The organism is Myxococcus sp. CA039A, assembly GCF_013336645.1.
GTDB lineage: Bacteria > Myxococcota > Myxococcia > Myxococcales > Myxococcaceae > Myxococcus > Myxococcus llanfairpwllgwyngyllgogerychwyrndrobwllllantysiliogogogochensis.
Window position 1 is genome coordinate 5,902 of the sequence record NZ_JABUMQ010000011.1, and the last position, 25,408, is coordinate 31,309.

Below are 25,408 nucleotides of genomic sequence, written 5' to 3' on the forward strand. Positions count from 1 at the left end.
ATGTCCGCCCACTCCACCTCGTCTCCTGGCTCCTCCACGTCTCTCGTCGGCCTTCTGCGTCAGCGGGCGCAGGGCCGGGCAGAGGACCCGCTCTACACGTTCCTGGAAGAGGACGGGGCCGCCAGCGGGATGACGGGCGGGGAGCTGGACCGCTGGGCCCGGCGCATTGGCGCGGCGCTGGAGGCGGTGGCTCCCGCCGGGGCGCGCGTCGTGCTGCTGTACCCGCCCGGCCTGCAGTACATCGCGGGCTTCTTCGGGTGCCTGTACTCACAGCGAGTCGCGGTGCCGGCCTACCCTCCGGATCCGCTCCGGCTCGGGCGGACGCTGCCCCGGTTGCGGGCCATCATCGAGGATGCACGGGCCACGGTGGTGCTCACCACCTCGTTCATCGCGTCCTTCGCGGAGATGCTGTTCGAGCAGGCCCCGGAGCTCCAGTCGCTCCAGTGGGTGGCCACCGACACGCTCCCCGAGGACACGGGGCACGACTGGACGCCGGCGGACGTCGGCCCGGACGCGCTCGCCTTCCTCCAGTACACCTCCGGCTCCACGGGCACGCCCAAGGGGGTGATGCTCAGCCACGGCAACCTGCTGCACAACCTGGGGCTCATCGCTCACGCGTTCGAGAGCCGCCAGGCCTCCGTGGGCGTCATCTGGCTGCCGCCCTACCACGACATGGGCCTCATCGGCGGAATCCTGCAGCCGCTCTACGCGGGGTTCCCCGTGGCGCTGATGTCGCCGCTGGACTTCCTCAAGCGCCCGCTCCGGTGGCTGGAGGCCGTGTCGCGCTTCAAGGGCACCATCAGCGGCGGCCCGAACTTCGCGTTCGACCTGTGCGTGCGCAAGAGCACACCCGAGGAGCGCGCGGCGCTCGACCTCAGCGCCTGGGAGGTCGCGTTCTGCGGCGCCGAGCCCATCCGCCCGGAGGTGCTCGCGCGCTTCACGGAGGCGTTCGCGCCGAGCGGGTTCCGCCCCGAGGCGCTCTACGCCTGCTACGGCCTCGCCGAGGCCACGCTGATCGTCTCGGGCGGCAAGAAGGGCGTGTTCCCCGTCCATCGTTCGTTCTCGCCCGGAGCGCTGGCGCGCAATGAGGCCCGAGTCGACACGACGGCCGAGGGACAGGTGCTCGTCGGCTGCGGCGGGAACCTGCCGGACCAGGAGCTGCGCGTCGTGGACCCCGCGACGTGCGCGCCGTGCCCGCCGGGCACCGTGGGAGAGATCTGGGTCTCTGGCCCGAGCGTGGCGCGGGGCTACTGGCAACGCCCCGAGGAGACGGCCCGCGCGTTCGAGGCCCAGGTGCCCGGAAGTGACAGGCGATTCCTGCGCACGGGCGACCTTGGATTCCTGCACGAAGGCGAGCTGTTCGTCTCCGGGAGACTCAAGGACCTCATCATCCTCCGCGGCCGCAACATCCATCCCCAGGACCTGGAGCTGACCGTCGAGCAGAGCCACCCCGCGCTCCGTCCAGGTTGCACCGCCGCCTTCGCCTTGGAAGTCGACGGTGAGGAGCGGCTCGTCGTCGTCCAGGAGGTGGATGTCCGCAAACTGGTGGATCCCGCCGAGGTGACGGCCCTGGTGCGCCGCCGGCTCGCGGAGCAGCACGACGTCCAGCTCCACGCGCTCGCGTTGATTGAACCCGGCAGTATTCCCAAGACGTCCAGCGGGAAGATCCAGCGCAACGGCACCCGCGCGGCGTTCGTCGCCGGCGAGCTGGCCCTCGTGTCGACCTGGCGCGAGGAGGCCGCGGTCGGCGCGACAGCTCCGGAGGCTGTGGCGCTGTCCTCGAGCGCGACCCTGGAGGAGACCACCACCTGGCTGCGGGACACCCTGGGCCGGCGGTTGCGTGTCCGGGCGGAGGAGCTGGATCCCGCCGTGCCCATCACCCGCTTCGGCTTTGACTCGCTCGTCGCGATCGAGCTGGGACACGCGCTGGAGATCGCCACGGGCGTCTCCTTGCGCATGGAGGAGCTGCTGCGAGGCCCCAGCGTCATGGAGCTGGCGGCACTGCTGCACGGACGGCGCTCGGCCGCGAAGGCGGCGCTCCCGGCCATCACTCGCCGCGCGGATGACACGCCACCCCTGCTCTCCCCCGGCCAGGAGCGGCTATGGCTCCTGGAGCAGCTCCAGCCGGGCGGTGCCCTGTACAACCTCGCCGTGGCCGTCCGGTTCAAGGGCGCCCTGGACACCGGGGCCTTGGAGCGCGCGTTCCAGGACATCGTGCGCCGCCACGAGGTGCTCCGGACCACGTTCCGCGCCGTGGAGACGGAGGGTCCGGCCGTGCTGATCGTCTCGCCGGACGCGGACTTCACGCTCGCCACCGACGACCTGCGCGCGCGGCCGGCTGCCGAGCGCGAACGGGAGGTCCAGCGACGTGCGGACGCCGAGGCGCTTCGGCCCTTCCTGCTGACGCAAGGGCCGCTCCTGCGCGGGCTCCTGCTACGGACCGGCGAGCAGGAGCACGTGCTCGTGCTCACGATGCACCACATCGTCTCGGACGGCGCGTCCATGGAGGTGCTCGTCCGCGAACTCGCGGCGCTCTACGCGGCGCACACCTCCGGTCAGCCGGCGGCGCTGCCCGAGCTGCCGCTGCGGTACTCCGATTACGGCGCTTGGCTGCGCGAGCACCTGCGGGGCGAGACGCTGGAGCGGCTGCTCGGCTACTGGCGTCGGCAGCTCGAGGGTGCGCCCGAGGTGCTGGAGTTGGGCGTTGCGCGGCCCCGGCCGGCGGTGTCCACGCACCAGGGTGACAGCGTGGAGGTGAAGCTGTCGGCCCTGCTGATGGAGCAGGTGAAGTCCCTCGCGCGCGAGCAGGGCGTGTCACCCTTCGTCGTGTTGCTGGCGGCGTTCCAGCTCCTGCTGGCCCGTTACTCGGGGCAGGACGACATCTGCGTGGGCACGCCCATCAACGGTCGTGACCGCCCGGAGACGCAGGGACTCATCGGCTTCTTCGTCAACACCCTGGTCCTGCGCACGCGGCTGGCGGGAGCCGCCACCTTCCACGAGCTGCTCGCGCGCGTGCGCGACGTCACCCTGGAGGCCTATGCCCACCAGGAACTGCCGTTCGAGAAGCTGGTGGAGGCGCTGCGGCCGACGCGCCACCTCGGGGCCTCGCCGCTGTTCCAGGTGGTGCTGGCCATCCTGCCGGACCCGCTCTCCGCGCAGCCGTTGCCAGGGCTGGAGCTTCAGCAACTGGAGCTGCCAAGCCGCCTGGTCCAGAGCGACCTGCGCCTCGCGCTCGCGGAGAGCGTCCAGGGCCTCCACGGCCGGCTGGAGTACAGCACGGACCTGTTCGACGCGGCGACGGCGCGCCAGCTCGTCAAGCACCTCGGCGCCCTGCTGGAGGCCGCGGTCTCCCAGCCCTCGGCGCCACTGGCGTCCCTGTCCCCGCTGGATGAAGCGGAGCGCCGCCAGTTGCTCGTCGAGTGGAGCGGCGTCGTCCCCGGTGAGCCGGAGGATGTCTGCGCTCACCGGCTCTTCGAGGCGCAGGTCGCGCGCACACCCGACGCAGTGGCACTCAGCTTCGAGGGTGAAGAGCTCAGCTACCGCGAACTCAACGCGCGGGCCAACCGGCTGGCGCGGGTGCTTCGGCACCGGGGCGTGGGGCCGGAGGTCCTCGTTGGCCTGTGCGTCGAGCGCTCGTTCGAGATGGTCGTGGGGCTGCTCGCCATCCTCAAGGCGGGCGGCGCTTACGTGCCGATCGACCCGAGCCAGCCCATGGAGCGGCTCGCCCTCATCCTCGACGATACGCGCGCTCCGCTCGTCCTCACGCGCCGCGCGCTGGTCGACCGGCTGGGCGGACAGCAGGCGCGGGCGCTGTGCCTGGAGGACGTGGAGGCGGAGGTCCGCCTCGAGTCCGCGGAGGACCTCGACGCTGGCGCCACTGGCGACAACCTCGCGTACGTCATCTACACGTCGGGCTCGACGGGCCGCCCCAAGGGGACGCTCCTCCAGCATCGGGGCCTGTGCAACACCGCGCGGCAGACGCTCGCGGTGATGAAGCTGGAGGTGGGCAGCCGCCTCCTGCAGTTCTTCGCGCTGAGCTTCGACGCGGCGGTGTCCGACATCTTCCCGCCACTGCTGTCGGGGGCCACGCTGGTCCTGGTGCCCAGGGAGCGGCTGATGCCGGGGGCTCCGCTCGAGCAGACCCTGAACGAGCAGGCCATCACCGTCGTCACGCTGACGCCATCCGTCCTCGCGCAGCTCTTCCCCGCGGGAGTGACGAGCCTGCGGACCGTGCTCACGGCGGGCGAGGCATGCACGCCGGAGATCGCCTTGCGCTGGGCGGACCGGCTGCGCTTCGTCAACGCCTATGGCCCCACCGAGGTCACCGTCTGCGCGACCTTCAATACGGCGATGGACCCCGAGCGCCCCACGCTGGGCAGGCCGATGGCCAACGTCCAGGTGTACGTGCTGGATGACGCGCTCCAGCCCGTGCCGGCCGGTGTTCCGGGCGAGCTGTACGTCGCGGGGGTGGGCCTGGCGCGAGGCTACCTGGGCCGCCCGGACCTCACCGCCGAGCGGTTCATCCCCCACCCCTACTCCGCGGTGCCCGGTGCCCGGCTGTACCGCACGGGCGACCGGGTCCGACACCTCGCCGACGGCGACCTGGAGTACGTGGGACGTGTCGACGACCAGGTGAAGCTGCGCGGCTACCGCATCGAGCCGGGTGAGATCGAGGCTGCGCTGCGCGCGCAACCGGGCGTGCGCGACGCGGCGGTCATCGTCCGAGAGGACGTCGCGGGCGATCCGCGACTGGTGGCCTACGTGGTGGCCTCGCTCGAGGTGGCGCGCGGGCTGCGCGGCGCCATCGAGTCGCGACTGCCGGAGTACATGGTTCCCTCGGCCTTCATCCCGCTCGAGGCGCTCCCGCTGACCCACCACGGGAAGCTGAATCGCAAGGCCCTGCCTCCGCCGGAGGACCCGCGCCTCACACTGGGCGAGGAGTACGCCGCGCCCACGACGGACACGGAACACAAGCTGGTGGCCATCTGGGCGGAGGTGCTGCGGACGGACCGCATTGGCATCCACGACGACTTCTTCGACCTGGGCGGTCACTCGCTCATGGCCACCCAGGTCATCTCCCGCATCCGTACCGCCTTCGGCGTGGACCTGCCCCTGACCGCGTTGATGACCGATGCGACCACCGTGGCCGTGATGGCCCGCCGCATCGACGCAAGCGCGCAGCAGCCCCGCAGGGCCCCGCCGCCGCTCGCCAGGGTGCCGCGCACCGGGCCCCTTCCGCTGTCGTTGGCGCAGGAGCGCCTGTGGCTGGCCGACCAGCTCTCCCCGGGCTCGCCTCTCTACAACGTGCCCGCCGCGGTGAGGATGCGCGGCATGCTCCACGTGCCCGCCCTGGAGCGAGGTCTCGCCGAGCTCATCCGCCGGCATGAGGCGCTGCGCACCGTCTTCCGCGAGGTGGACGGGCGCCCGGTGCAGGTCATCCTGCCTCCGGGGGAACTGGCGCTGCCGGTGGAGGATTTGGGTGGCCGCTCGCGCGAGGAGGCGGAGACGGAGGCTCGGCGCCTGGCGCGCGAAGAGGCCGTGCGCCCGTTCGACCTGGCGCACGGGCCGCTCGTGCGCACGGTGCTCGTCCGCCTGGGTGAGGACGAGCACATCCTCTGCCTGACGCTGCACCACATCGTCTCCGACGGTTGGTCGGGCGGCGTGTTCCTGCGCGAGCTCGCGGCGCTTTACGGCGCCTTCAGCCAGGGCGGGCCCTCGCCGCTGGCGGAGCTGCCCATCCAGTACGCCGACTACGCGGCGTGGCACCGCGGCTGGCTCGAGTCCGGCGTGCTGGCGGAGAACCTGGCCTGGTGGCGGGGGCAGTTGACGGAGCTGCCCACGCTCCAGTTGCGCACCGATACGCCGCGCCCTCCGGGTGAGCGATTCCGTGGTGACAGTCGGCGCTTCACCTTCCCCGCGGAGCTGACCGCGCGACTGGAGTCGCTCGCTCGCGGCGAAGGCGCCACGCTCTTCATGGCGCTGCTCGCGGTCTTCGACGTCCTCCTCCATCACCACACGGGGCAGGACGACATCGTCGTGGGCACCGACATCGCCAGCCGCGAGCACGACGCGCTCGAGGGCATCATCGGCTTCTTCACCAACCAGCTCGTCCTGCGCACGCCGCTGTCGGGCCAGCCCACCTTCCAGGAGCTCCTCTCGCGCGTACGGCGGGTCGCCCTGGAGGCCTACGAGCACCAGGACACGCCCTTCGGCCGGCTCGTCCAGGAGCTGCGCGACCAGCGCGCCGCCACGGGACAGCCGCTCTTCCAGGCCAAGCTCGTCCTCGAGAACGCCCCCATGCCCGCGATGCGGTTGCCGGGCCTCGCCCTGGAGCTCATGGAAGGCGCGAGCAACGGGCTGGCGCGCTGGGACCTGCTGCTCATCCTCACACCCGACCGTGAGGGGCTGAGCGTCGTCGCCGAGTACAACACCGACGTCCTCGACGGCGAGGGGATGGCGCGCCTGTGGGAGCACTTCCTCCTGCTGGCCCACGCCGCCGTCGAAGCCCCCGGACAGCGCATCTCCACCCTGCCCATGCTCACCCGCGAGGAGCACCAGCGGCTGGCGGCATGGAATGGCCCCTCGCGGCACATCGCTCCGGACGCGTGCATCCCCGCCTGCTTCGAGCAGCGCGTGTCGGCGGCGCCGGACGCGGTGGCCCTCGTCTTCCAGGAGCAGACGCTCACCTACGGCGAACTCAACCGCCGCGCCAACCAGCTCGCCCACCACCTGCGCGGGCTCGGCGTGGGCCCTGGCAGCCGCGTGGCCCTGGCGCTGGAGCGCTCGCTGGAGCTGGTGATCGGCATGGTGGCGATCCTCAAGGCCGGCGGCGCCTATGTCCCGCTCGACGCGAGCTACCCGGCGGAGCGCCTATCCTTCCTGCTGGAGGAAGCACGGCCGGCGGCCATCGTGACGCGCTCGGAGGTCGCCGACGAGCTGCCCGCGCACTGGGCCCAGATCGTGTGCATGGACCGCGATGAGGCCACGCTCGGACAGAAGCCGGAGCACGACCTGGCGCACGAGGTGGGCCCGGAGTCCGAGGCCTACGTCCTGTTCACCTCCGGTTCGACCGGAACGCCCAAGGGCGTCGCGGTGCCCCATCGCGGAGTGCTCCGGTTGGTCCAGGAGCCGGGCTATGTGCGCCTGTCGTCGGAGGAGACCCTCCTGCAGTTGGCGCCGCTCGCCTTCGACGCGTCCACCTTCGAGGTCTGGGGCGCGCTGCTGAACGGCGCCCGGCTGGTCATCGCGCCGCCGCATGCGCCGTCACTCGACGAGTTGGGCGGGCTCATCTCCCGTGAGCGCATCACCACGGTGTGGCTGACGGCGGGCCTGTTCCACCAGGTCGTCGACACGCACCTCGGAGCGCTGGCGCCAGTGCGTCAGCTGCTTGCCGGCGGTGACGTGCTGTCGGCTCCGCACGTGGCGCGCGTGCTCGAGACCTACCCCACCTGCCGGGTCATCAACGGTTACGGTCCCACGGAGAACACGACGTTCACCTGCTGCTTCCCGGTGACGGACCGTGAGGAACTCCGCGCGGGCGTGCCCCTGGGTCGGCCCGTCCCGGGCACGCGCGTGTACGTGCTCAACCCGGCGTTGGCGCAGGTCCCCATCGGCGCGCCCGGAGAGCTGTACGCCGCGGGAGATGGGCTCGCGCACGGCTACCTCCACCAGCCCGCGCTGACCGCGGAGCGCTTCATCCCCGACCCCTTCGGCACCACGCCCGGGGCCCGGCTGTACCGCACCGGCGACCTGTGCCGCGTGCGCCGTGACGGCACGCTCGAGTTCCTTGGCCGCGTCGACAACCAGGTGAAGGTCCGTGGCTTTCGAATCGAGCCAGGGGAAGTCGAGACCGCCGTGCGACGCCACCCGGCGGTGCGGGACACCGTGGTCGTGGCGCGCGAGTTCGCCGGAGAGAAGTCCCTGGTGGCCTATGTCGTTCCCGTCGAGGGCCAGACGGTGACCGTCGACGGGATGCGGTCCTTCCTGTCGGACAAGCTGCCCGCGCACATGGTGCCAGCCGCCGTCGTAACACTCGCGGAGCTGCCGCTCACGGCCAACGGCAAGGTCGACCGTCGCGCGTTGCCGGCGCCGGATGGGGCGCGCCCCGAGCTCGGCACGACCTACGTGGCCCCTCGCACTCCTGCCGAGGAGATCCTCGCCGTAGTGGGCGCGGAGACGCTGGGCGTGAAGACCGTGGGTATCGACGACAGCTTCTTCGACCTGGGCGGCGATTCGATCCGCGCCATCCAGTACGTGGCGCGTTGCCGCGAGCGGGGCGTCGAGCTGTCGGTGGCGACGCTCCTGGAGAAGCAGACCGTCCGCGCCATGGCCGAGACGCTCCTGCACCAGGAGCCACCCCGGACGGCGGCGGCGGCGAGCCAGCTCTTCTCCTTGGTGTCCTCCGAGGACCGGGCGCGGCTGCCCGCGGACGTCATGGACGCCTACCCTCTGGCCGCGCTCCAGGTGGGCATGCTCTTCCAGAGCGAGTACAGCCAGCAGTCGGCGCTCTATCATGACGCCTTCAGCTTCCACCTGGAGCTGGAGGACGCCAGCGCCGAGCCGCTGCGGCACGTCCTCCAGGAGCTGGCCTCGCGCCACCCCGTGCTCCGGACCTCGTTCGATCTGGTCCGCTTCAGCGTCCCGCTACAGCTCGTCCACCGCGAGGCGGAGGTGCCGCTGCACGTGGAGGACCTCGGTCACCTGTCCCGCGCCGAGCAGGACACCGTGCTGCGGGAGTGGCTCGGCCGTGAGCGCAGCCGCCCCTTCGCATGGGACCGGGCGCCGCTGCTCCGCTTCGGCTTCCACCGGCGCGGTGAGCACACGGTGCAGCTGTCCGTCATCTTCCACCACGCGATTCTCGACGGCTGGAGCTTCGCGTCACTGCTGACCGAGCTCGTCCCCCGCTACCTGGCCGTGCGGCGGGGCGCGGCGGCGCCCGTCCCTCCGCTGGAGGCGGTGTACCGCGAGTTCGTGGCGCTGGAGCGTCAGGCGCTCGACTCCGAGGAGACGCAACGTTACTGGCAGGAGCGACTGGCCGAGGTGTCACGCGTGCGCGTGGACGCCGCCCGCAGGACGGGAGCCCAGGCGCCGGGCCCGCTCCTGTTTCGTGAGTTCCCGCTGACGGAGCACCTGGCCAGGGGACTCCGGGCACTGGCCCATCAGGCCGTGGTGCCCATCAAGAGCGTCCTGCTCGCGGCGCACCTGCGGGTCCGAGGGGTGCTCGAGGGGGCCTCCGAAGTGGTGACGGGCTTCGTGGTGAACGGCCGCCCGGAGGTGAGCGACGGCGAGCGGGTGCTGGGCTTGTTCCTCAACAGCGTCCCCTTCCCGGTGCGGCTCGGCGGAGGCTCCTGGGTGGAGCTGGTCCGCGAGGTGTTCGCCCGCGAGCAGGCGCTCTCCCCGCATCGGCGCTACCCGATGGCTCGGATGCAGCAACAGTTGGGGGGACGCCCGCTGTTCGACGCCCTCTTCAACTTCGTCCACTTCCACGTCTCCGAGGGGCTGACGCGCATCCCGGGAATGAGGCTGGTGGAGCCGTACTGGGAGACGTCGTGGCTGGACATGCCGCTCGACACGACGTTCAGCGTGGACCCGGAGACCCAGGACGTGAAGCTCACGCTGCGCAGCCACGGGCGCGAGTGGGACCTGGACCGGCTGGAGTACATCGCCGGCATCTACCTGCGCGCGCTGGAGGACATGGCGCTGCGCCCGCTGGGCCGCTACGAGTCCTGCCAGCTCCTCGACGCACAGGAGCGTCACCGCCTGCTCGTTTCCTGGAACGACACGGCCACGCAGGCGCCACCCGCGAAGCACGTCGGCGCGTTGTTCGAGGCCCAGGTACAGCGGACGCCCGACGCGGTGGCGCTCCAGGTCGACGCCCTCTCGTTGAGCTACCGCGAGCTGAACGCGCGGGCGAATCAGCTCGCGCGCGTCCTGCGGCGCAACGGAGTGAAGCAGGAGGTGCGGGTCGCGCTCGCGCTTCAGCGCGGCCTCGACATGGTGGTGGGCGTGCTGGGCGTCCTCAAGGCCGGCGGTACCTACGTGCCGCTCGACCCGAGCTACCCGTATGAGCGGCTCGCCTACGTGCTCAAGGACAGCGCGGCCCAGGTGCTCGTCGCCCATTCCATCCTCCGCGACGAGCTCCCCGACACCGGGGGGCCGCAGGTGTGCCTCGACGAGATCGACCTGTCCCCCGAGGAGGACACGGACCTCGGCGTGACGGTGGACGCGGACCAACTGGCCTACGTCCTCTACACGTCGGGCAGCACCGGCCGGCCCAAGGGCGTCATGGTGACGCACGGGGGCGCCGTCAACTACCTCGTGTGGAGCCGCGAGGCCTATGACGCGGCGTCGGGTGCGGGCGCGCCTGTTCACTCGCCGCTGGGCTTCGACCTGACCATCACCAGCCTGCTGACGCCCCTCATGGCGGGAGGACGAGTCGTCCTGGTGCCCGACACGAAGGCGGGCGAAGGGCTGGCCCAGGTCCTGCGCTCGGGCACGGACCTCTCCCTCGTCAAGCTGACGCCAACCCAACTGTCGCTCCTGGAGACGCAGCTTGGCGACGTGGCCGTGGCTGGCCGCGTGCGCTGCTTCGTCGTGGGTGGCGAGGCGCTGACCTCCGCCGCGCTCGCGTTCTGGCGTGAGCGGGCGCCGGCCACGCGCATCATCAACGAGTACGGCCCCACGGAGACGGTGGTGGGCTGCTGCACCTTCGAGGTGGGTCCCCAGACCGCCCTCGGGAGCACGGTGCCCATTGGCCGCCCCATCGCCAACACGAAGCTGTACGTACTGGACGCGCACCTCATGCCGGTGGCGGTCGGCGTGCCGGGTGAGCTGTACATCGGCGGAGCGGGCGTCGCGCGTGGCTACAGCCAGCAGCCCGCGTTGACGGCCGAGCGGTTCGTGCCGGATTCGTTCTCCTCCACGCCGGGACAGCGCCTCTACCGCACGGGAGACCTCGTGCGCTGGCGCGCCGACGGGGAGCTCGACTTCCTGGGCCGCATCGACGACCAGGTGAAGGTGCGCGGCTTCCGCATCGAACTAGGCGAGATTGAAGCGGTGCTCGCCGAGCACTCGGCCGTGAAGGAAGTGGCCGTGGCGGTGCGGGACGACAGCGGTGACCGCAAGCTGATCGCCTACGTCGTCGCTCACGACGCGCCGCCGAACTCCCTGGAGCTGCGAGGCTGGCTGCTGACGCGGCTGCCGGAGCCCATGGTGCCCTCGGAGTTCCTCACCCTGGACGCGCTGCCTCTCACCCCCAACGGCAAGGTGGACCGCAAGGCCCTGCCCGACATGGAGGTGAAGGCGGTGACGGACGGCATGACGTATGCCGCGCCGAGGACCCCGGTCGAGGAACGGATCGCCGAGATCCTCGCCATGGTGCTCGGACGACCGCGCGTGGGGCGGGATGACGATTTCTTCGCGCTCGGTGGCCACTCGCTGACGGCGACGCAGGCCATCGTCCGCGTCCGAGATGCCTTCCGCATCGATCTGCCAGTGGGTGCGCTCTTCGATGCGCCCACCGTGGGCGCTCTCGCGGAGCAGGTCGAGCGGACATTCGACGCTGGGGCAGGCGTGCGGTGGACGCCCCTGGTACGCGTGCCGCGCGACGGGACGCTGCCCCTGTCCTTCGCTCAGCAGCGCCTGTGGTTCATGGACCAGTTGGAGCCGGGGAGCGCCGCATACAACATCCCCGCTGCGGTGAGCATCGAAGGTGACCTGGATGCGGCCTCGCTGGAGCGCGCGTTCGCCGCGCTGGTGGCGCGTCATGAACCCCTGCGGACGGCGTTCCGCGCCGAGAACGGGCAGCCCGTCCAGGTTATCTCCCCGGTGGGCGAGCTGCCGCTGCGGAGGGTGGACCTGCGCGGGCTGCCGGTGACGGAGCGCGACGCCGAGGAGCGGCGACTGAAGGCCGAGGAGGCGCGGACCCCGTTCGACCTTCAGCGGGGACCGCTGCTGCGCACCGTGCTCATCCAGCAGGACGAGCGCGCGTACACGCTGCTCGTGACGCTGCACCACATCATCTCGGACGGCTGGTCCACCGGCGTGCTCATCCGCGAGATGGCCGCGCTCTATGAGGCCTTCTCCGGTGGAAAGCCCTCGCCCCTCAAGGAGCTCGACTATCAATACGCCGACTTCGCGGCGTGGCAGCGACGGTGGATGGATGGACCGGAGCTCGAGGCCGAGATCGACTTCTGGCGGATGACGCTCGCTGGAGCGCCCCCGCTGCTGGAGCTTCCCACCGACCGTCCCCGTCCCCCCGTCCGCGCCTACCGTGGAGCCACCCATGCGGTGGCCCTGCCCAGGCAGCTGTCCGAGTCCATCAAGGCGCTCAGCCAGAAAGAAGGGGCCACACCCTTCATGGTCCTGCTGGCAGCGTTCCAGACGCTGCTGGCGCGCACCTCCGGCCAGGACGACCTCTGCGTGGGAACGCCCGTCGCTGGCCGGACGCGTACGGAGGTCGAGGGCCTCATCGGCTTCTTCGTGAACACGCTTGTCCTGCGCACGAGTGTGGCGGGAGACCCGTCGTTCCTGGAGCTGCTCGGCCGGGTCCGCGAGGTGACGCTGGCGGCCTACACGCACCAGGACGTCCCCCTGGACAAGCTCGTGGAGCAACTGCACCCCGAGCGCAGCCTGAGCCACCCGCCCCTCTTCCAGGTGGTGTTCGCCCTCCAGAACGCGCCGACGGCCGAGCTGACGCTCCCGGGGCTCGTCCTCAGGGCGCTGCCCACCGAGAGCCAGGCGGCCAAGTTCGACCTGGCCCTGTCGCTCCGCGAGGGGCCTGACGGCTTCGACGGCTTCATCGAGTACGACACGGACCTGTTCGACGCGGAGACGATTTCCCGGATGGAGGACCAGCTGCGCGTCCTGCTCCAGGGTGTCGTGTCCGAGCCGCGGGCGCGTCTGTCGCGGCTGGCGCTCACGCACACGAGCGGGCTCCCGTCCCTCGAGCCACAGCCAGCTCCGGTGCACCCGAGCGTGCTCTCCCTCATCGCCGGACAGGCCTCACGCGCACCCGAGGCGCCAGCGGTCATCGACGGGGAGCGCGTCTTCACCTACGGCGAGCTCGTCCGCGAGGCCTCGCGCCTGGCACACAGGCTCGCGCGCATGGACTCCCATGGGACGCATCCCATCGCGGTGCTGCTGGAGCGCTCGGCGGAGATGGTGATGGCCCAGCTTGCGATCCTCAAGGCGGGCAGCGCGTTCATGCCGCTCGACCCGACCATGCCGGACGCCCGTCTGCGCGTCATCCTCGCCGAGCCTCACGCGGCGGTCGTCGTGACCTCGCCCTCGCTGGCGGCGCGCCTGCCCCCGGGGCTCCAGGTGGTGTTCGCCAACATCCACCCGTCCGACGCGGACAGGGGCGCGGACGAAGGCACCACCGAACCGCCGGAGCCACTTCCGTCCCAGTCCGCCTACGTCATCTTCACGTCGGGCACGACGGGCGTCCCCAAGGGAATCACCACCGACCACGCCGCGCTGGCCCACCTGACCGCGTGGCATCAGCGCGACCTCCCCACGGGCCCGGGTGACCGCGGGGCCGTGATGGCCTCCCCCGCGTTCGATGCATCGATGCTGGAGCTCTGGCCCAAGCTCGCGGCCGGAGCGACGCTGGTCATCGTCCCGGACGAGGTGCGCGCCGCGCCCGCCGCGCTCGCGCGCTGGATGGCGGACACGGCCATCACCACGGCCTTCTTCACCACGGCGCTCGGGGAGCTGGTCCTGGCCGAGCCGCTCCCGGCGCACCACCGCGTGCGCGTCATCGTCGTCGGTGGCGAACAGCTCCGGCGGCGGCCCACCGCCGAGACGCCGTACCAACTCCTGAACGTGTACGGCCCCACCGAAGTGACCGTGCTCGCGACCTGCGATTTCGTGGCGCCGGCCAGTGTCGAGCAGGGGCTCCCCACGATTGGCCGCGCCATCTCGGGGGCCCGAGTTTACGTCCTCGACGCGCACCTGCGGCCGGTACCGGTCGGCACACCCGGCGAGCTGTTCATCGCGGGCGGTGGCCTCGCGCGGGGATACCTGGGCCGGCCGGACCTGACAGCCGAACGGTTCCTCCCGGATCCACTCGGCCCTCCTGGCTCGCGCATGTACCGCTCGGGCGACCGGACGCGCATGCGCGCCGATGGGCGGCTGGAGTTCCTGGGCCGGCTGGACGGCCAGGTAAAGCTCCGTGGGTTCCGCATCGAGCTGGGAGAAATCGAAGCAGCGCTCGGAGCGCACCCGGCCATCAAGGAGGCCGTGGTCACCGTGCACGAGGTGGCGGAGGACCGCCGGCTGGTGGGCTACGTCGTGGGCCGCCAGGAGCTGCCGGAGGCCGCGGAGCTGCGCCGCTGGCTGCTCGAACGGCTGCCGGAATACATGGTGCCCGCGGCGTTCATCCGACTGGAGGCGATGCCGCTCGATTCCAACGGCAAGGTCGTGCGCAAGGCCCTGCCCGCTCCCGACGCGCTGTTCGCCGGGAGCACGGAGGGCTACGTGCCCCCGCGGACTCCCACCGAGGAGATCCTCACCGGCCTCTTCTCGCGGGTGCTTGGCGTGGAGCGGGTCGGCATCAAGGACGGCTTCTTCGACCTGGGTGGACACTCCCTGCTCGCCACGCAGCTCGTGTCGCGGCTGCGGGCGGCCTTCGGTGTCGAGCTGCCGCTCCGGGTGCTCTTCGAGTCCGCGACTCCCGAGCACCTGGCCGAGCGCGTGGAAGCCCTGGCGCGCAAGGAAGGCGGGCCACCGGTACCTCCGCTCACGCGAATGCCGCGGGGGGAGCGGCTGCCCCTGTCCTTCGCGCAGCAGCGCCTGTGGTTCCTCGACCGGCTGGAGCCCGGCAGCGCGCTCTACAACCTCTCCCATGCCATGCGGCTGAGCGGGCACCTCGACGTGGAGGCCCTGGAGCACGGCCTCGCGGAAGTGGTGCGCCGCCACGACAGCCTGCGCACGACGTTCGGCATGAATGAGGGGCTGCCCTACCAGATCGTGGCCTCGGAGGTCCCGTCGGTCCTCGAGCGGATACGGATGGAAGGCACGCCCGAGGAGCGCGAGGAGGCCGTCCTGCGCAGGTGCGCGGCGGAGGTGCGCCGGCCGTTCGACCTGGCGCGCGGGCCGCTCATCCGAGCCGTGCTGCTCGAACTCTCCGAGGACACGCACGTCCTGATGATGACGATGCACCACATCATCTCGGACGGCTGGTCGGTGGGCGTGTTCGTGCGGGAGATGGCCGCCCTCTACGAGTCCTTCCGGCAGGAGCGCCCATCGCCCCTGGCACCGCTGCCGATCCAGTACGTGGACTACGCGATCTGGCAGCGCCAGTGGCTGGAAGGCGAAGTGCTGACGGCGCAACTCGGCTACTGGAAGGACCAGCTCGCCGGGGCGCCCCGTGCGCTGGACCTGCCCACGGACCGCGCGCGGCCCCCGGTGCAGACCTACAGCGGCGCGAGCCACCGCATCCGCTGGTCACCCGAGCTGTCCGCACGCGTGAAGGCGGTGAGCCGCCAGGAGGGTGTCACGCCCTTCATGACGCTCCTCGCGGCCTTCCAGTCACTGCTGAGCCGCTACTCCGGGCAGGACGACATCTGCGTGGGCTCACCCATCGCGGGACGTACCCGCGAGGAGACCGAGCAGCTCGTCGGCTTCTTCGTCAACACGCTGGTGCTGCGCACCAGCCTCGCGGGCGACCCGAGCTTCCGCGAGCTGCTCGCCCGCGTGCGGAACGGAACGCTGGGGGCGTATGCCCACCAGGACGTGCCCTTCGAGAAGGTCGTCGAGGCGCTCCAGCCCGAGCGCGACCTCAGCCGCTCGCCCCTGTTCCAGGTCATGTTCGCGCTGCAGAACACGGCGGTGCCGGCGCTGGCATTGCCGGAGCTGAAGGTGACACCGCTCGAGCCGGACCTGCCCACCGCGCGCTTCGAGCTCATCCTGACGCTCATGGAGGAGGACGGCGCGCTGACCGGGGCCATCGAGTACAACACTCGGCTGTTCGACGGGGCGACCATCCGCCGGATGGAGGTACACCTCGTCGGCCTGCTCCAGGCGGTGCTGGAGGACGTCGACCGCCAGCCCTCCCGAGTGCCCCTGCTGTCCGACGTGGAGCGCCGCCATGTGCTGGTGGACTGGAACGCCACGGAGGCGGTGCTTCCGTCGGGGTGCGCGCACGAGCTGGTCGCGGCCCAGTCGGCACGAACGCCGGATGCGCTCGCGGTGACGTTCCAGGACCAACGGGTGACCTATCGCGAGCTGGAGCGGAGGGCCAACCAGTTGGCGCACCGGATGAGGGCGCTGGGCGTGGGTCCCGAGGTGCAGGTGGGCCTGTGCGTGGATCGCTCGGTGGAGCTGGTGGTGGGCATCCTCGCGGTGCTCAAGGCGGGTGGCGCGTACGTGCCGCTCGACCCGGGATACCCGCGTGAGCGTCTGGCGTTCATGCTCGCCGACAGCGGCGTCCGGGTGCTGCTGGTGCAACGGCATCTGGCGGACGGCGTGGCCGCGCCGGGCGTGACGGTGCACGTGCTCGAGCCGGGCGTGGGCGAAGGCGCACCGGAGACGCCACCGGACGTCGCCGTCGACGCCGACAACCTGGCGTACGTCATCTACACGTCGGGCTCGACGGGGCGGCCCAAGGGGACGCTGCTCACGCACCGCGGCCTGAGCAACACGGCGCTCGCGGCGGTGAAGGAGCATGGCTTCCATCCGGGCAGTCGCGTCCTCCAGTTCGCGGCGACGAGCTTCGATGCGTCGGTGTGCGAGATCTTCGCCACGCTGCTGGCGGGAGCCACGCTGTGCCTGGCGCCGCGCGAAGCGCTGCTGCCGGGGCCCCCGCTGCGGGCCGTGCTGACGGACAACGCCATCACCGCGGTCACCCTGACGCCGTCGGTGCTGGCGCAGCTCGAGCCGGAGGGGTTACCCGCCTTGGAGACGGTGATCTCCGCGGGTGAGGCCTGCACGCCGGACGTGGCCCGCCGGTGGAGCCGTGGCAGACGGCTGCTCAACGCCTACGGTCCCACCGAGGTGACCATCTGCGCGTCCATCAACGGCGCGGTGGACCCCGAGCGTCCCACCCTCGGCCGGCCCTTCCCCAACGTGCGGGTGTACGTGCTGGATGCGCGCCTCGTCCCCGCCCCGGTCGGCGTGGCTGGCGAGCTGTACGTCGGCGGACCGGGCGTGGCGCGCGGCTACACGGGCCGGCCGGACCTGACGGCGGAGCGCTTCGTGCCGGACCCCTTCGGCACGGTGCCGGGCGCGCGCCTGTACCGCACGGGCGACGTCGTCCGATGGTGCGCGGACGGCGAACTCGAATACGTCGGGCGCGCCGACGGACAGGTGAAGCTGCGCGGCTTCCGCATCGAACTCGGAGAGCTGGAGGCTGTCCTGCGCGAGCACCCGGCGGTGAGGGATGCCGCTGTCGTGGCGCGGGATGAAGGCGGCACCCGCCGACTGGTTGCGTACGTCACCGGCGACGGGCCGGGCCTCGAGGTGCCGGGGCTGCGCGGCTATCTCACCGAGCGGCTGCCGCTGTACATGGTCCCCGCCACCTTCGTGGTGCTGGACACCCTGCCCCTGTCGTCGAGCGGCAAGCTCGACCGCAAGGCGCTGCCGCCGCCCGACGCTCGGCACCTGGGCTCGGCGGCCACATACGAAGCGCCGCGGAGCGACGTCGAGCGCACCGTGGCGGGAATCTGGCAGGAGGTCCTCAACGTGCCTCGGGTGGGCCTGCACGACGGGTTCTTCGACCTGGGCGGCAACTCGCTCTCGCTCGTGCAGATCCACGGCAAGCTCCAGAGCGCGCTGGGCGTGGAGTTCCCGCTCGTCGAGCTCTTCCAGCACCAGAGCGTGAGCGCGCTCGCCGCGCACCTGCGCCGTGTCGCCGAGGCCGCGGCCACGCCCGTGGACACCGCCGCCGAAGAGGAACGCTTCGATTCCCGAAGGGCCCTGCTCGAGCGGCAGCAGGCCCGGAGGCGAGGACGCGCCGGCCCCACCCAGGCCGACTCGGACGGCAATCCGGAGGATTCCCATGAGTGACGACATGGAGCGGTCCGAGCCGTCTCCGGAGGGCGTGGCGATCATCGCCATGTCCGGCCGCTTCCCCCAGGCCGCGACGCTCGAGCAGTTCTGGGACAACCTGCGCCGTGGCGTCGAGGCACGCACGGTCTTCACCGACGAGGAGCTGTTGGCCGACGGCGCCGACCCGGCCCGCATCCACCAGCCCGGTTACGTCCGCGCGGGCTTCGTGCTCGACGACGTGGACCGCTTCGACGCGGGGTTCTTCGACTTCAGCCCGCGCGACGCGGAGGTGCTCGATCCGCAGCACCGCGTCTTTCTGGAGTGCTGCTGGGAGGCGCTCGAGCGCGCCGGGTACGCGAGCCGGGCATACCGAGGGCAGATCTCCGTCTTCGGCGGCGCGGGCGCGTCTTCGTACCTCTACAGCAACCTGCTCTCCCGCCCGGACGTCCTCCAGGGAATGGGGACCTTCCAGGTCACCATCAGCAACGACAAGGACTTCCTCCCGCCACGCATCTCCCACAAGCTGGGGCTGCGCGGCGCGAGCATCGCGGTGCAGACGGCCTGCTCGTCCTCGCTCGTGGCGATCCACCTCGCGTGTCAGAGCCTGCTGACGGGAGAGTCGGACCTCGCGCTGGCGGGTGGCGTGTCCATCGCCCTGCCCCAGCGGACCGGTTACGCCTACCAGGAAGGCGGCGTCGTCTCACCGGACGCGCACTGCAGGACCTTCGACGCGAAGGCCGCCGGCACGGTGCGCGGCTCGGGGGCGGGAGTCGTGGTCCTCAAGCGCCTCGCGGACGCTCTCGCGGACGGTAACCCCATCCTCGCGGTCATCCGTGGTTCGTCGGTCAACAACGACGGCGAGGCACGGCTGGGCTACACCGCCCCGAGCATCGAGGGGCAGACCGCGGTCGTCTCCGAGGCCCTGGGCATCGCGGGCGTCCCCTCGGAGAGCGTGACGTACGTGGAGGCCCACGGGACGGCCACGCCCCTGGGTGACCCCATCGAGGTCACCGCGCTCACCAAGGCGTTCCGCGCCCGGCTCTCGCAGGGCGCGCGGGCGCGCTGTGCGCTCGGCTCGGTCAAGACCAACATCGGGCACCTCGATGCCGCTGCTGGCGTCGCGGGGCTCATCAAGACGGTCCTCGCCCTTCAGCACCGGGAGATCCCGCCCTCCCTCCACTTCGAGCAGCCCAACCCGAAGCTCGACCTGGCGAGCAGCCCGTTCTTCGTCAACGACACGCTGCGACCGTGGGAGAGCGACGGCACGCCGCGCCGGGCCGGCGTGAGTTCGTTCGGCATTGGCGGGACGAACGCGCACGTCATCCTGGAGGAGGCACCCGCGAGGCCTTCCTCGACGTCCTCCAGCCGCCCGTGGCAGTTGCTCACGCTGTCGGCGCGCACCGCGCCCGCGCTGGAGGCCGCCACCTCGAACCTCCAGACCTGGCTGTCGCAGCACCCGGAGGCCGAGTTCGCCCAGGTGGCGCACACACTGCAGGTGGGGCGCCAGCGGTTCTCGCACCGCCGTGTCCTGGTCTGCCGTGACGCGGAGGATGCTCGCGCCGCGCTGGAGGCGAGAGACCCCCAGCGCCTGCGGACCACCCTCCAGGAGGACTCCACGAGCCCTATCGTCTTCCTGTTCCCCGGCCAGGGTGCGCAGTACGTGGGCATGGGGCAGGAGTTACACGCGTCGGAGCCCGTCTTTCGCAAGCATGTGGATGACTGCTGCACCCGCCTGAAGTCCCTGCTCGGCTTCGACCTGCGCGAGGTGCTGTTCCCACCGTCCGACGTGGACCCCTCGGCCGCGGAGGCGCGGCTCACCCAGACGGCGGTGACCCAGCCCGCGCTCTTCGTCATCGAGTACGCCCTGGCGAAGCTGTGGAAGTCGCTGGGCGTGACGCCGCAGGCGATGCTCGGTCACAGCATTGGCGAGTACGTCGCCGCGTGCATCGCGGGAGTGCTGACGCTCGACGACGCGCTCGCGTTGGTGACGGCGCGCGGCCAGCTCATGCAGTCGCTCCCCTCGGGCGCGATGCTCTCGGTCGCGCTCCCCGAGGCCGAGCTGCGGCCCCTGCTCGGCCCCGCGCTGTCGCTCGCCGCGGTCAACGGGCCCGCGCTCTGCGTGGCCTCGGGCCCCACGGAGATGGTGCAGGCGCTGGAGGCGGTGCTCACCCGGCGGAAGGTCGAGTTCCGCCGGCTGCACACGTCGCACGCCTTCCACTCGGCGATGATGGACCCCATCCTGGAGGCCTTCGCCGCGAAGGTCCGGGGTGTGCGGCTGTCGCGGCCTCGCCGTCCCTACGTCTCCAACCTGACCGGCGCCTGGATCACCGAGAAGGAGGCCACGGACCCGGGCTACTGGGTGGAGCACCTGCGCCAGGCCGTGCGCTTCGCCGACGGAGCGAAGCTGCTGCTCGAGGACACGGCGAACGTGTTCCTGGAGGTCGGTCCTGGCACGACGCTCGGCGCGCTGGTGCGGCAGGCGGGACGGTCGCCAGGGCCGAGCACCATCCTGTCCTCTCTGCGGCACCCGCGTGAGTCTGTCTCCGATCGGACGCGACTGTTGGAGACGGTGGGCCAGCTGTGGCTCGCCGGCGCCGCGCTCGACTTGAACGGGCTCCAGCCCGTGGAGCACCGTCGCCGGCTGCCCCTGCCCACCTACCCGTTCCAGCGCGAGCGCTACTGGATTGAACCGCGCGCGGGTGCCGGGCTCACCCAGGCGCGGGCGGTGGCAGGACCGGGGTTCGTGCGCAATCAGGGCTCGCTGGCCGACTGGTTCTACGTCCCGGGCTGGAAGCACGCGGTGTGGCCCGGCTTGAGCATGGCGGCGACACGCTGGCTGGTGATGCTCGATGAGCGTCTCGGTCCCGCGCTGGCCGACCGCCTGGAGGCCACGGGCGGGGACGTCGTGAGGGTGGCCACGACGGACGCCTACGGCCGCCAGGGACCTCGCCGCTTCACGGTGGCCGAGGGGCAGCCGGAGGGCTACACGCGCCTGCTCGCGGAGCTCGACGCGGAAGGCTGGAAGCCAGAGCGGGTCGTCCACCTGGGGAGCGTCGCCGGGGCCTCGCTGGACGAGGCGTCCTCGGTGGACCGGGCGGTGAACGGGTTCCACGACCTGCTCCATCTGGCGAGCGCACTGCACACGCGGAAGGCAGCGCCGGCTGTCGAACTCATCGTGGTCACCGCCGGAGCCCAGGACGTCACGGGAGAGGAGTCCCTGTGTCCGGCGAGCGCGCTCCTCGTGGGGGCATGCAAGGTCCTGCCGCAGGAGCTGTCCCCCGCCCTGCACGTGCGCACAATCGACGTCGCCCCGACGGAGGTGGGTGGAGAGCGGCTCACGCGCCTGCTGGTGGACGAGCTCCGCGTGGAAACGGCCGAGCCGGTCATCGCGTACCGGGGTGGACGCCGCTGGGCGGAGACCTACGAGCGCGCGCGCCCGCCAGAGGGGGGACAGGGCCGGCTGCGTGAGCGCGGTGTCTACCTCATCACGGGTGGGCTCGGGCGCATCGGACTGACGCTGGCCGAGGAACTCGCGACGTCGTTCCAGGCGCGGTTGGTGTTCGTGGGCAGGTCAGCGTTTCCCGCGCGCGAAGCGTGGGAGGCGTGGCTGGCTTCCCATGGCTCGAACGACGAAACATCGCGGCGCATCCGCCAACTGCTCGTCATCGAGCAGCGCGGTGGCGAAGTCCTTGTGCTCCGCGCGGACATCTCCCGCCCGGAGGAAGTCGCGGAGGTCCTCGCGCGAACCGAGGCGCGCTTCGGAGCCCTCCACGGGGTGATCCACTCGGCGGGAAGCCTGGGTGAGCGGGCCCACGTCCCGGTCCTGGACCCTGGTGACGCGCGGCATGCGGAGCAATTCGACGCGAAGGTGCGCGGAGTCCTGGCGCTCGAACGCGCGCTGCGGGGCCGCGCGCTGGACTTCGTGCTGCTGCAATCCTCCCTGGCGGCGGTGCTGGGGGGAATCGGGTTCGCGGCCTATGCGGCGGCAAACCTGTTCATGGACGCCTTCGCTGCCCGCCAGAACCGGAGCGAGTCCACGCCCTGGCTCAGCGTGGACTGGGATGGCTGGGGCGACGAGGAGACGCTCGACGAGGGGATGCTGGCGCTCACGATGGCCGAGGGCGTCGCCGCGTTCCGGAGCGTGCTCCGCGGCGACGTTCCGCGCTGGGTCGTATCAACCGGAGACCTCTCCGCGCGGTTGGCCACCTGGGTCCAGCCGGTGGCGGCGCGTGGGGACGCGGCGAGCGCGGTGTCGTCGCATGCGCGCCCCCAGCTCGCGACCGGCTACGTGGCCCCTCGCGACGCATTGGAACAGGAGCTGGCGGCGATGTGGCAGGAGCTCCTCGGCGTGACCCCGGTGGGCCGCCACGACAGCTTCTTCGATCTCGGTGGGCACTCGCTGCTCGGGACGCAGTTGCTGTCGCGCCTGCGAGAGACCTACCGGGTCGAGCTGCCGATCCGGACGTTGTTCGAGACCCCGACGGTCGCCGGCCTCGCGGAGGCGATCACCCAAAGCCGGAGCGGGCCCGAGACGCGCCCAGATCCCGCGCCCACGACAGCGAGCGCCACACCGTCCCGCGCCCCACTGTCCTTCGCCCAGCAGCGCCTCTGGTTCTGGGAGCGCCTGGAGCCGGGCACGTCCGTCTACAACATCCACACGGCGCTCCAGTGTGACGGTGACCTCGACGTGGGCGCCCTGGGGCGGAGCCTCGATGCACTGGCGGCTCGCCACGAGGCGCTCAGGACCACCTTCGTCGAGGAGGGGGACCAGGTCGTCCAGGTGATCGCCCGCCGGCTCGACCTGGAGGTACCCGTCACCGACCTGCGCGATCGCTCCGACGACACGCGCGCGGACGAGGCACGCCGCGTCGCGGAGGAAGAGGGACGCCGGCCCTTCGACCTGGAGAAGGGACCGCTCCTGCGCGCCCGACTCATCAAGCTGGCCGCGCGCGAGCACGTCGTCACCCTCACGGTGCACCACAGCATCTTCGACGCGTGGTCACTCGGCCTGCTCATCCGTGAGCTGGCGGAGCTCTACACGGCCTTCGCGGCCGGGCGGCGGCCCCGCCTGCCCGAGCTCACCATGCAGTACGCGGACTTCGCCCGCTGGCAGCGGGAGCGGCTCCAGGGCGACGTGCTCGAAGCGGAGCTCGCGCACTGGCGAACGCGGCTCGCGGGAGCCCCGCCGGCGCTGGAGCTGCCGACGGATCGCCCCCGGCCAGCGACACCGTCATACGACGGGGCGAGTCATCCGCTGGACCTCCCTCGTGAGCTCACCGACGGGCTGAAGGAGCTGGGCCGGCGCGAGGGCGCCACGCTCTTCATGGTCCTGCTCGCGGGCTTCCAAGCGGTCCTGGCCCGTCACTCGGGGCAGGACGACATCGTCGTGGGCACCCCCATCGCCGGGCGCAACCGCGTCGAGCTCGAGAGCATCGTCGGCTTCTTCATCAACACGCTCGCCCTGCGTACGCGCCTGTCGGGCAACCCCACGTTCCGCGAACTCGTGGGTCGGGTGCGCGAGGTGACGCTGGCGGCCTACGCCCACCAGGACATCCCCTTCGACAAGCTGGTGGAAGCCCTGGCGCCGCCGCGCGACCGCAGTCGCTCGCCGCTGTTCCAGGTCCTGCTCATCCTGCAGAACGCGCCGGTTCCAGAGCTGGCCCTGCCCGGGGGTCTCAAGCTGCGCCCTGTCGGCGCGCCGGAAGAGCCGGCCAGGTTCGACCTCAGCCTGTCCTTCACGGAGACCGCCAGCGGGTTGCAGGGGACACTGCGGTACGCCACGGCGCTGTTCGACGCGAACACCGCGCGGCGCCTGCTCGGCCACCTGCGCATGTTCCTCGAGGCCGCGGCAGCCAACCCCGACCAGCGGCTGGACACCGTATCGCTCCTGTCCGCGGACGAGCAGCGTGAACTCGCGCACCTGGAGTCGGGCCGGCGTGAGCGACCTTCGCCCCGGTCCATCCTCGAGCGCTTCCGAGCGTGGGTGGACCACACGCCGGCGGCGCCCGCCGCGCTCATGGGCGAGCGCACCGTGCGCTATGACGCCCTCGCCCTCCGCGCCCATGTCGTGGCCCACGAGCTGGCACGGCACGGGGTCCGACGAGGGACGCCGGTCGCCGTCTTCCTCCCCCGCTCCCCCGAGCTGCTCGCCACGTTGCTCGGCGTCCTCGAAGCGGGCGGCGCGTATGTGCCGCTCGATCCGGGCTACCCGGCGGAGCGCGTGGCCTACATGCTGGGCGACGCGCGCCCCCGAGTCGTCGTCACGGATGGGCCTCGGCGTGAGCAACTCCCGGAAGCGTGGCGGGAAGGCGCGGTCCTCGTCGAGTCGCTCACCGATTCACCGGGAGCGTCGCCGCGTCCGGCCGACCTCCAGGGCGATGACGTGTCGCACCTGGTCTACACGTCCGGCTCCACTGGCATGCCCAAGGGCATCATCGGCCACCACGCCGGCATCCTGAACTACGTCGACTACCTGGAGCGCACCTATCGGCCCGGTCCGGGTGACGTCGCGCTGCAGCTCGCCTCGGCTTCCTTCGACGCCTCGCTGCGCGACATGCTGGCGCCGGTGTTGATGGGCACGCCCGTCGTCTTCGCCGACGGCGATCGCGGGAGAGATCCCGAGGAACTGCTCGCGGCCATCGAGCGCTACCGCGTCACGCTGCTGCCGAGCGTGGTGCCCAGCCTGCTCCGGCTGCTCCTGGCGGCGGCGGGGACCCGGCCGCGCGAGCTGGGGACGGTCCGGCTGATCCTCTGCAGTGGCGAGCGGCTCCTCGCGACGGACGTGGAGCGGGCGCGCGCGGTGTTCGGTGCGCACGTGCGAATCGTCAACCAGTACGGCCCCACCGAGTGCACGCTGACGAGCACGTTCCACATCGCCACGCCCCAGGACCTCGTGGGCGTGGTGCCCGCGGGGCGGCCCATCGACAACGCCGAGGTGGTCCTGCTCGATGCCCGCGGCGAGCGTGTGCCCGCCGGGGTCGTCGGCCACATCCACATCGGCGGCAACGGCGTGACGCATGGCTTCCTCGGGCGGCCCGACCTCACCGCCGAGCGCTTCGTGCCGCACCCGGACGGGAACCGGCCCGGGGCCCGCCTCTACGCGACGGGCGACTACGGGCGCTGGCGCGCTGACGGTGCGCTCGAGTTCGTCGGCAGGCGCGACGACCAGGTGAAGGTGCGTGGAAACCGGGTGGAGCTGGGCGAGATTGAATCCAACCTGACGCGCTGCCCGGGAGTGGGCGCGGCCGTGGTCCTCGCTGTTCCCGAGCAGGACGGTGAGACGCGGCTGGTCGCCTGCATCGTCGCCAGCGACGCCGGGGCTCCGAGCGATACCGAACTCACCACGTTCCTCGCGGCCCGGCTGCCCGAGCCGATGCTCCCCTCTGCGTACCTGCTCCTCGATGTGCTGCCACGAACGCCG

General features: G+C 71.6%; 2 protein-coding genes (1 of these 2 cut by a window edge). Both read left to right on the plus strand.

Going from position 1 to position 25,408, the window contains the following annotated elements; all coding sequences use genetic code 11:
* Positions 1-18,006, plus strand: coding sequence for a non-ribosomal peptide synthase/polyketide synthase (locus tag HR086_RS03035; RefSeq protein WP_174464814.1), 18,006 nt, complete (start codon positions 1-3; stop codon positions 18,004-18,006).
* A protein-coding gene (locus HR086_RS03040) for a non-ribosomal peptide synthetase/type I polyketide synthase (protein WP_174464815.1) crosses the window boundary here: on the plus strand, positions 17,999-25,408 show its 5' portion. 4,869 nt of this gene lie beyond the right edge of the window; only the first 7,410 of its 12,279 coding nucleotides appear in the window; its start codon is at positions 17,999-18,001; the stop codon falls past the right edge of the window. Before HR086_RS03035 ends, HR086_RS03040 begins: the two co-directional genes overlap by 8 nt.

Bases quoted from the DNA above. Each gene is read 5' to 3' on its own strand.
- HR086_RS03035 (WP_174464814.1), top strand. From the start codon at position 1: ATGTCCGCCCACTCCACCTCGTCTCCTGGCTCCTCCACGTCTCTCGTC.